This is a genomic window from Mesorhizobium sp. M7A.F.Ca.CA.004.12.1.1 (genome assembly GCF_003997835.1).
Lineage (GTDB): Bacteria > Pseudomonadota > Alphaproteobacteria > Rhizobiales > Rhizobiaceae > Mesorhizobium.
Genome location: NZ_RZRK01000144.1, coordinates 1 through 10,105, shown reverse-complemented (window position 1 = coordinate 10,105; position 10,105 = coordinate 1). Strand labels below are relative to the sequence as shown.

Sequence of the window (10,105 nt, the reverse complement as noted above, 5' to 3'; positions counted from 1 at the left end):
ATCTCGGAGCAACCCGCCGTCACCGCGGCCTCCAGCGGACCAGCCGCCAATGCGCCGGACACGGCAGCAGCGGCATCCCCCGACCCTGCGACTGTCATGCCGGCGTCGGCACCGTCACCCGCAGCCGGCCCAGAGCCCGCCGATCCGACCGACGCCGCCATGACCAGAACACGTCGACAGCTCGACCTGATCGACCAGATGCTTGGAGCCGCCCCCAAATGACCACCAGCCTCGGCTCGGCCTTGCCAGGATTTGCCTCCACGCGCGCGACGTCGGAGCAGCCGGCCGCGAACGGCAGGAACGATGACGCCGGCTTCGGCAAGATGCTGCGCGACGATGCCGGTGCTGCCCGCCCGGAACGGCAGCCGTCGACAGAGGCGGGATCGCGCGACCAGTGCTGGAGCAAGCTCGCGGCCGGCCTTGCCGGGCATGACGCCAAGGCCGAACCAGCATCGGCCGAGCCCGCAAGGACCATCTCGGCCAAAGTGGCAAACGTGAAAACCGGCAAGGACGATTTGGAAGCAAACGCGAAGGCCGACGCTGAAGAGACGGCGCCGGACGCCGAGCCGCTTCAGGACGACCTGCCGCTGCTGATCGCGTTTCATGACCTGTGGCATTTCTCGACAACGGCCAAGGCAGCCGGGGGCAATACGACCACCGGCGAGAATCCGTCGGACCCGGCGCTCGATGGGCAGGCTTCACTGCCAAAGACCTACCGGCCAAAAGCCGCGGGCGGACGCGAAGCACTCGAAACCATGTCGAAGCCGGAGCAGGCGTCGATCGTCGACGGACCTTTGACGGCGCTTGACGGTCAGTCACCGAGCGCTGCCTCCAGCGCGACAAAACGCGACGCCGCGGCGGCGGCCCAGAAGCTGCCGGACGCGCCGGCTGCCGATGTGCCCGGCGTGCGGTCGAAGCACGCCGCGAATGCGATGAAGAGCATCGAGGATGTCCAGTCCTCGATGCGTCCCGAAGCGGGAAAACAGTCCCTGCCCACTGCGCGCATCGACGTGGTGTCGGAACGGAGCTTCCCCGCACCGCCGCAGAGTCCCATCAGCCAGGCAGCCCTCAATGTGATCAACGCCATAGCCACCGACGCCGGGCCGCAAAAGGCGCTTTCAGCCTCACCCACGCCCACCCATCTGGCCAGCTCTGTTGCCGTTCCGACACATGTGTTGAAGATCGAACTCCACCCCGCCGAACTCGGCATGGTGACGGCCAATCTTCGCCTCTCCGGGGAACAACTCTCGATTGAGCTGAAGCCGGAAACGCACGACGCTTATCGTCGGCTGTCGGCCGACAGCGAGGCCATCGTCAAGTCGCTGCGGGGGCTCGGCTTCGAGGTTGACAAGGTCACGATACTGCAACCTTCGGTAGCAGTTCCCGCTACAACCCGGGCGGATGCAACCGCTCCTATGGCGGCGGCGACAGGCCGCGATCCAGCATCCTTTCAACCGGGGAATTCGGGCAGCGGCAATGGTGGAGCCGGCGGCCAGCAACCGGGCCAGCAATCCTCAGGGAAACGCAACGATGACGCGCAGGACTACGGCCGCGGCACTTCGCCTGCTCGCGAGCGCGCTGGCAGCGATATCTTTATCTAGCGCGGCAAACGCCGCCGCAGCCGCGGCCAACCCCTGCGAGCCGGAGATCCTGCGCGCCGCGGATCGTTATGGCGTACCCGCCGGCATCCTCTATGCCGTTGGCCTGACGGAGACCGGAAACAAGGGCAGCCTTCAACCCAATGCCTTGAATATAGAAGGAAAAGCAGTCTTTCCGAGGAGCCGGACCGAGGCCCTTGCCGCCTTCGCCAATGCCCGGCGCGAGGGCAAGACCCTGATCGATCTGGGCTGCATGCAGATCAATCACCACTACCACGCATCGCATTTTCGCAGCGTCGAGGACATGCTCGACCCACGCCAGAACGTCGACTATGCGGCGCGCTTCCTGGCCAGCCTTCATGCCCGTCACGAGACCTGGTCTATGGCCGTGGCCCGCTATCATGCCGGTCCCGACAACGACCCGGCGCAGAAGATCTATGTCTGCCGCGTCATTGCCAACATGGTCGCCACCGGCTTTGGAAAATGGACCGCGAACGCCCGCGGATTCTGCAACCCGTAAGCGCATTTCCCGTTACTAATAGACAAACCGTACAACCCGAATTGTTGGTTTGACTTGGTCAGAACTTGCCGCCGAAAGCACATCTGGCCGCCCGCTAATGCAACCGAAACGATTCCAGACTCCCAAGAAACTAGCTACAAGAAATGACGGTTGTTCAGGATTCCCGCCAGCGGATACGCCTCTCTTCACGGGGCAAATGATTTGATTCGGAAGGCGGGGCCGATGATTGTGATCGTTGACGAGCGCGAGCTCGTAACAGAGGGATACAATTCACTTTTCGATCGTGAGGGCATCGCCTGTGCAGGCTTTGCGTCCGGCGAATTCGGTGAGTGGGTGAACTCTGCCGCAGACACCGATCTGCGCTCGGTCAGGGCCTTCCTCATCGGCGACTGCCGCGAGGGTTCCATCTCTCCGCGCCAGATCCGCGACCGCACCGGCGCCCCGGTGATTGCGCTCAGCGAACAGCATTCGCTGGAGAACACGCTCCGGTTGTTCGAGAGCGGCGTCGACGACGTCATTCGCAAGCCCGTCCATATCCGCGAGATCCTGGCCCGCATCACCGCCATCCGCCGCCGCGCCCAGGAAGACGTCGCCTACACCGAGATCGGCGCCATGCGCATCTTCATGGATGGCCGCGACCCCGAGATCGACGGTCAGCCCCTCCCCCTGCCGCGCCGTGAACGCCGCATCCTCGAATATCTGGCGAGCAATCGCGGGCGCCGTGTCACCAAGACCCAGGTTTTCAACGCCATCTACGGCATCTTCGACGAAGAGGTCGAGGAGAACGTGGTGGAAAGCCACATCAGCAAACTGCGCAAGAAGCTGCGCGAGAAGCTGGGCACCGACCCGATCGATTCCAAGCGTTTCCTCGGCTACCGGCTCGTCTTCTGATGCAGCGCCGCGCCAGCCTCGCGCAAGAAAACATGCGTAGCCTCGTAGCCAGCAGCATGGACACAGCGGAGACGTTTCGATGAGCCTCTACGGAATGATGCGGACCGGCGTTTCCGGCATGAACGCCCAGGCAAACCGCCTATCGACGGTCGCCGACAACATCGCCAATTCCGACACCACCGGCTACAAGCGCTCCTCCGCCGAATTCTCGACGCTGGTCATGCCGTCGACCGGCGGTGCCTACAATTCCGGCGGCGTCACCACGACGATCCGCCAGGCGGTCAGCGATCCGGGTGTGCTTCAGTACACGACCTCGGTTTCCGACCTTGCCGTCAGCGGCGATGGCTTCTTTGTCGTCCAGGATCCGAGCGGCACCCCCTACCTGACCCGGGCCGGCGCTTTCGTTCCCGACGGTCAAGGCAGACTTGTCAACTCGGCCGGCTTCCAGCTGATGGCGTACAGCTACGACAACGGCGTACCGGCAGCGACGGTCAATGGCTTCGAGGGGTTGGTCCCGGTTGTCATCTCCGACCAGGGAATGACCGCAACGCCGAGCACCGAGGGCAGCTATGCCGGCAACCTGCCGGCCGGCGCGACACCGGTCGCGACCGCCAACCTGCCCGCCGCCAACGCTGCGACCGCGCAATACACGTCGAAATCCTCGATGGTCGCCTACGACAATCTCGGCAACAAGAAGCTGCTCGACGTCTATTTCACCAACACCGGCGCCGGCACCTGGCAGGTGGCGGTCTTCGATCAGTCGAAGGCCACCGCTGGAACATCGTTCCCCTACACCGCTGGCGGCTTGCTGGGCTCGGCCAACCTGACCTTCGACACCACCACCGGCAAGCTCACCGGCACGCCCACCGGCGTTTCATTTACCGTGCCGAACGGCGCCACCCTCAATATCGATCTGTCTGCGCTGACCCAGCTTGGCGCCGGCTTCACGGTTTCCGATGCCCAGGTCAACGGCAACGCGCCGAGCACCATCGACAAGGTCCAGATCAGCAAGGACGGCACCATCTACGCACAGTACAAGGACGGTTCGACCAAGCCGCTCTACAAGATTCCGCTGGCCGACGTGCAGAGCCCGGACCAGCTCACCGCGCTGCCCGGCAACGTCTATTCGCAGGGCACCGAGTCCGGCGCGGTTCGTGTCGGCTTTGCCAATGAAGGCAAACTCGGCTCCATCATCTCCGGCGCGCTCGAGAATTCCAACGTCGACATCGCCGAAGAACTGACCAACATGATCGCGGCGCAGCGCAGCTACACCGCCAATTCGAAAGTCTTCCAGACCGGTTCCGATCTGATGGACGTCCTTGTCAACCTGAAGAGATAAGACGGGCGTCGCCCGCGAAAGACCCGCATGTCACTGTCTACCGCATTGAGTATCGCCCAGTCGGCGCTTATGAACACCGCGCGACAGACAAGCGTTGTCTCGCGCAACGTCGCCGACGCCTCCAATCCGGACTATTCGCGGCGCCAGGCCGTCGTCACCAGCACGGCGCCGGGCGCGCGTTCGGTCGATATCCAGCGCGCAGCCAACGAGCTTTTGTTTCGCCAGAATCTCGGCGCGCTATCGGCCTGGAGCGGGCAGAACGCGCTCTACAGCGGCATGGATCAGCTGGGCGTCGCGGTCAATGGCGTCGACAATGCGTCCTCGCCCTCGACCGCGATCGCCAACCTGCAGCAGGCGCTGCAGCTCTACGCCACCTCGCCGTCGAACCAGAACCTCGGCGCCTCGGTCATCGACGCCGCCAAACAGGTCGTGCGCTCGCTCAACGAGGGCTCCAAGGCAGTCCAGGATTTCCGCACCCAGACCGACGGCCAGATCGCCACCGCCGTCGATGACCTGAACTCGCTGCTCAGCCAGTTCCAGGATGCCAACACGGCGGTCATGTCCGGAACCCGTTCCGGCACCGACGTTTCCGATGCGCTCGACCAGCGCGACGCGCTTTTGAAGAAGATTTCGAACTATGTCCCGGTGTCGACCTTCACGCGAGGCGACAATGACATGGTCATCACCACCGGCGACGGCACGACTTTGTTCGAGACGATACCGCGCACGGTCACCTTCGCGGCGTCGGCAGGCTATACCGCGGGTGCCGCCGGCAATGCCGTTTACATCGACAACGTGCCGATCTCGGCGGGAGCCGGCGGCAACACCAGCGCCAGCGGCACGCTTGCCGGCCTGCTGCAATTGCGCGACGGCGTCGCCTCGACCATGCAGAGCCAGCTCGACGAGACCGCGCGTGGCCTGATCACCGCTTTTGCCGAGACCGCACCCTCGATGGCCAATGCCGCCGGCCTGTTCACCTGGTCGGGAGCGCCGGCCGTGCCGGCCGCCGGCACGCTGGTCACCGGCCTTGCCGCGTCCATCAGCGTCAATGCAGCGATGGACCCGAGCACCGGCGGCAACCCGACGCTGCTGCGCGACGGCGGCGCCAATGGTGCGGCCTATGTCGCCAACACGGGCGGCGGCGCGTCCTATTCCACCCTTCTGGTCGCCTATGGCGACCGGCTCGACCAGCCGATGACTTTCGACCCCGCCGCCGGCGTTTCGGCAACCTCCAGCGTATCCGACTACGCCGCCAGTTCGATCGGCTGGTTCGAGGGCGTGCGCCAGCAGGCTTCGACCGCCTCCGATGCCAAGGAAGCACTGGCATCGCGCAGCGCCGAAGCGCTGTCCAACGCGACCGGGGTCAATGTCGACCAGGAAATGTCGTTGCTGCTCGACCTCGAACACACCTACCAGGCATCGGCCCGGATGATGAAAACCGTCGACGACATGCTGACGGCCTTGCTCAACGCGGTGGGATAATTCCATGACTTCAGTCTCCTCGGCCGCAATCTCCAATGCCATGCGCTCCCAGCAGATGCGCATGCAGGCCGAACTCGTCAAAGCCACGAAGGAAGCGTCGACCGGCAGGGTCGCCGATGTCGGGCTGGCTCTCGGAGGGCGCACCGCCCAGTCCGTCACCTTCTCGCGCGATCTCGACCGGCTCAACGTCATTATCGATTCCAACGGCCTGGTCGGCGCGAGGCTTTCCTCGACACAGACCTCGCTTGGCCAGCTCTCCGGCGCCGCTCAGACCTTCCTGTCCGCCCTGACCACCGCTTCCTCAAGCGACTCGTCCAACAGCCTCACCCGGGACTCCGGCAAGGCGACCATCCAGCAGCTGACCTCGATCCTCAACACCAGCGTCAATGGTGAATATCTGTTTGCCGGCACCAACACCGACGTCAAGCCGATCAACGATTTCACGGCTGCCGGCTCTCCCGCCAAGGCTGCATTCGATACCGCTTTCCTCACCAATTTCGGTTTCACCCAGGACGACCCGGCAGCGGCCAACATCACGGCCGCCCAGATGGACGATTTCATCACCAACGATGTCGCGCCGCTGTTCACGGGCGCGGGTTGGCAGGGCGACTGGTCGAACGCCACCGACCAGCAGATCGTCAGCCGCATCGCACTCAACGAAACCACACCGACTTCGACCAGCGCCAACAGCGATGGCATTCAGAAACTCGCCATGGCCGCAGCCATGGTCAGCAGCCTGATGTCCAGCAACATCAGCCAGGCGGCGAAGAATACGGTTGTCAGCCGCTCCACCACATTGGTTGGCGAAGCGCTGAGCGGCATTGGCCAGCTTCAATCCGAGACCGGCATCGTCCAGAAGCGGGTTTCCGATGCCAACGATCGGATGAAAACGCAGGTCGACCTTTTCGAACGGCACATTCTCGATCTGGAAGCCGTCGATCCGGCGGCAGCCGCGACACGGGTCGCGGACCTGACACAGCACATCGAAACGTCTTTCGCGTTGACCGCACGCCTGCAGCAGCTCAGCCTGTTGAATTACCTGACCTGACAACGCTTAACGGAACGGTAGAGCCCCAACGATGTACCAATTCTCCTACGCCGACATCCAGAGCAACTCCGTTGCCGACGCGAAGGACCGCGAGCGGGAGCTTCTGACCCGCTCGATCGACATGCTGGCGGCGGCAGCAGCGGCCGGCCACGATTCCATGGAAGCGATCGAGGCGCTTCACTTCACCAACCGCGTCTGGACCGCCTTCGTCGAGGATCTTGGCTCCAGCGACAACGCCCTGCCCAAGGAACTGCGCGCCAATCTCATTTCCATCGGCCTGTGGCTGCTGCGCGAGGCGGAGGACATCCGTCAGGGCCGCACCAACAATTTCGAAGGGTTGATCGAGGTGTCCCAGATCATCAGGGACGGCATTCAATGACCAACACGCTGAAGATATCGCTGAAGCCGAACGAAAAGATCTACATCAACGGCGCCGTCATCCGGGTCGACCGCAAGGTCACCGTCGAATTGATGAACGACGTCCAGTTCCTGCTCGAAAGCCACGTGATCCAGGCCGACGATGCCTCGACGCCGCTCAAGCAGCTTTATTTCATCCTGCAGGTCATGCTGATGAACCCGGCCGGCGCCGCCGCGGCGCGCGACATGTTCCGCCGTTCGCTGCCGCTGCTTCTGGCAAGCTTCGAGGACACCCAGATCTGCAGCGCGCTGAAACAGATCGACCGCATGGTCGGCGAGGATCATATCTACGAGGCGCTGAAGGCGATCCGCGCGCTTTATCCGCTCGAACGCCGCGCGCTGGGTGGTAATGACGATGTTTTGGGTGCCGAGCGCCCGCTGGCCGTGGGAGCACGATACTGATGAACGTGGACATGACGACGACGATTCCGACAGGCGCCAATCAGGCCACGGCGTCGACCTCGAAGACAGCGGTCGACTACCAGTCCTTCCTGAAGCTTCTGATCGCCGAGATGAAGAACCAGGATCCGACCAAGCCGATGGATTCGACGCAATATGTCGCCCAGCTCGCCACCTTCTCTCAGGTCGAGCAGTCGGTGCAGACCAACACCAAGCTCAATCAGATCATGCAGTCCTCGGCGCTGTCGCAGGCCGACGCACTGATCGGGCGCTCGATCACCTCCGCCGACGGCCTGACCACGGGCACCGTGGCTTCGGTGCGCCTCGCCAGCAACGGTCTCATCGCCGTGCTGCAGAACGGCACCGAAGTCGCCGTCGGTCCGGGAGTCTCGGTCAAGGCAGCAAGCTGACGCTTTCGACAGAGAGCCAGTCCCATGAATGAGGCCGACGCTCTCGACATCGTCCAGTACGCGGTGTGGACGGTGCTCGTCGCGTCCGCTCCGGTGGTGCTGGTCGCCATGGCGGTCGGCATCGGCATCGCCCTCATCCAGGCGCTGACGCAGGTACAGGAGATCACCTTGACCTTCGTGCCGAAGATCGTCGCGATCATGCTGGTGGTGGCGTTGACCGGCCCCTTCATCGGCAGCCAGATATCGGCCTTCACCAACGTCATCTTCGAGCGCATCCAGAACGGCTTCTGAGCCTGTTCCAGGATGGTGTGCCGCGGCATGCCGTTCGCAATTGTGCGAGGACAGACGCCGCCGATCCCCGCGGCACCTCCGGACCCACGGCGGACAAGGCCTGGACCGCCTCTATCCCATTGTTGGACCATGCGCTTTTTTGCCCTTTGCGGCGCCATGCCCTACTTTCGGCAAACGGTCTGCGCAAACGGATTGTCTGACGAGCAGGCACGACATGGCAGGAACCCCAAATGATTGACGAAAAGCCGGACAGCGAGAGCGTCTCGGCGCTGGCGCCCTTCCGGCACGGCATTTTCCGCGCCGTGTGGGGCGCAAGTCTCGTCTCGAATTTCGGTGGCTTGATCCAGGGTGTCGGCGCCGCCTGGATGATGACCACGATCGCCACCTCGCCCTATCAGGTGGCCCTGGTCCAGGCTTCGACCACCTTGCCGATCATGCTGTTTGCACTCGTAGCCGGCGCCATCGCCGACAGTTTCGACCGGCGCAAGGTGATGCTTGTCGCCCAGACCTTCATGCTGGTGGTGTCGGTGCTTCTGACCCTGTTCACCTATTCAGGCCTGATCACGCCGTGGACGCTGCTCGCCTTCACCTTCCTGATCGACAGCGGCACCGCGCTCAACAGCCCGTCATGGCAAGCCTCCGTCGGCGACATCGTCCCCCGCAACAAGGTGCCGGCGGCCGTCGCCCTCAATTCGATGGGCTTTAACCTGACACGCAGCGTCGGTCCGGCGATCGGCGGCATCATCGTCGCCGCGGCCGGTGCCGCGGCCGCCTTCGCGGCGAACGCGGTGAGCTATATCGGCCTGATCGTCGTGCTGGCGCGCTGGAAGCCGGACGTGCCGGTATCGACCTTGCCGCGCGAGTCGCTGGGGGCTGCCATGGGCGCCGGCCTGCGCTATGTCGCCATGTCGCCCAACATCGGCAAGGTGCTGGTCAGGGGTGCTGCGTTCGGCTTCAGTGCAGGCGCTGTGCTTGCGTTGCTGCCTCTGGTGGCGCGCGATGTCGTCAAGGGCGATGCGCTGACCTATGGCATCATGCTCGGCGCCTTCGGCATCGGCGCGGTCGGCGGCGCCTTGATCAGCGTCAGGCTGCGGCAGTTGCTGTCCAGCGAGACGATGGTGCGCTGTGCTTTTGCCGGCTTCGCTGTCTGCGCATTCAATGCCGCCGTCAGCCAGCATGCCTGGCAGACGTCGCTCGGCCTGCTTGTCGGCGGCGCCTGCTGGGTGATCGCGCTTTCGCATTTCAACGTCACGGTGCAGATGGCGACGCCGCGCTGGGTGGTCGGCCGGGTGCTGTCGGTCTACCAGACCGCGACTTTCGGCGGCATCGCGCTCGGCAGCTGGATCTGGGGTGTCGTCGCCGATGCGCACGGCGCCGAAACCGCGCTGATCGCAGCCAGCGTCGCCATGCTGGCCGGCGGCGCCATCGGTCTTTTGCTCCCGCTGCCGCAACAGCAGGTGCTCAACCTCGACCCGCTCAATCGCTTTAAGGAACCGCACCTTGCGCTTGACCTGAAGCCGCGCAGTGGTCCCATCGCCATCATGATCGAGTATGTGATCCGGCACGAGGACGAACCGGAGTTCCTCGCCATCATGGCCGAACGCGGCCGCATCCGCCGTCGTGACGGCGCCCGCAACTGGACGCTGGCGCGCGATCTCGAGAATCCCACCGTATGGATCGAGCATTATCACACGCCGACCTGGATCGAAT

Annotated in this window: 11 protein-coding genes and 1 pseudogene; all 12 read left to right on the top strand. The window is 63.9% G+C overall.

The genetic code is table 11. From position 1 onward, the window contains the following. Positions 1–222 (top strand): annotated as a pseudogene (locus tag EN984_RS10355) (chemotaxis protein MotC); the annotation flags it as partial. Between the two features lie 272 nt (positions 223–494). After that, positions 495–1,601 carry a flagellar hook-length control protein FliK gene (locus EN984_RS10350; RefSeq protein WP_245456905.1) on the top strand — a complete coding sequence of 369 codons (1,107 nt, stop codon included), beginning with the start codon at positions 495–497 and terminating at the stop codon, positions 1,599–1,601. Then, a complete protein-coding gene (locus EN984_RS10345) occupies positions 1,531–2,118 on the top strand; it encodes a transglycosylase SLT domain-containing protein (RefSeq protein WP_050592657.1) in 588 nt (195 codons plus the stop codon). Before EN984_RS10350 ends, EN984_RS10345 begins: the two co-directional genes overlap by 71 nt. 222 nt (positions 2,119–2,340) lie before the next feature. Next, a complete protein-coding gene (locus tag EN984_RS10340; protein WP_013529780.1) occupies positions 2,341–3,009 on the top strand; it encodes a response regulator transcription factor in 669 nt (222 codons plus the stop codon). 79 nt (positions 3,010–3,088) lie between these two features. Beyond that, on the top strand, positions 3,089–4,348 hold the full coding sequence (locus EN984_RS10335) for a flagellar hook protein FlgE (RefSeq protein WP_127271693.1): 1,260 nt from the start codon (positions 3,089–3,091) through the stop codon (positions 4,346–4,348). Between the two features lie 27 nt (positions 4,349–4,375). Continuing rightward, a complete protein-coding gene (gene flgK / locus EN984_RS10330) occupies positions 4,376–5,830 on the top strand; it encodes a flagellar hook-associated protein FlgK (protein ID WP_127271695.1) in 1,455 nt (484 codons plus the stop codon). Positions 5,831–5,834: 4 nt separating this feature from the next. Then, positions 5,835–6,878, top strand: coding sequence for a flagellar hook-associated family protein (locus EN984_RS10325; protein WP_127269451.1), 1,044 nt, complete (start codon positions 5,835–5,837; stop codon positions 6,876–6,878). Positions 6,879–6,909: 31 nt separating this feature from the next. Then, a complete protein-coding gene (gene flaF, locus EN984_RS10320) occupies positions 6,910–7,257 on the top strand; it encodes a flagellar biosynthesis regulator FlaF (protein ID WP_023810018.1) in 348 nt (115 codons plus the stop codon). Beyond that, positions 7,254–7,697: a flagellar biosynthesis repressor FlbT gene (flbT, locus tag EN984_RS10315; protein ID WP_027038236.1), complete on the top strand. Its 444-nt coding sequence runs from the start codon at positions 7,254–7,256 to the stop codon at positions 7,695–7,697. The genes flaF and flbT overlap by 4 nt, the downstream gene beginning before the upstream one ends. Further along, positions 7,697–8,104, top strand: a complete 408-nt coding sequence (gene flgD / locus EN984_RS10310) for a flagellar hook assembly protein FlgD (RefSeq protein WP_013529774.1) — start codon at positions 7,697–7,699, stop codon at positions 8,102–8,104. The genes flbT and flgD overlap by 1 nt, the downstream gene beginning before the upstream one ends. A 24-nt stretch (positions 8,105–8,128) precedes the next feature. Then, the gene (gene fliQ, locus EN984_RS10305; RefSeq protein ID WP_023810020.1) at positions 8,129–8,395 is read left to right on the top strand and encodes a flagellar biosynthesis protein FliQ; all 267 of its coding nucleotides are present in this window, start codon (positions 8,129–8,131) and stop codon (positions 8,393–8,395) included. A gap of 230 nt (positions 8,396–8,625) precedes the next feature. Further along, positions 8,626–10,105: MFS transporter (locus tag EN984_RS10300; RefSeq protein WP_164765428.1), on the top strand; the 1,480-nt coding region annotated here is incomplete at its 3' end.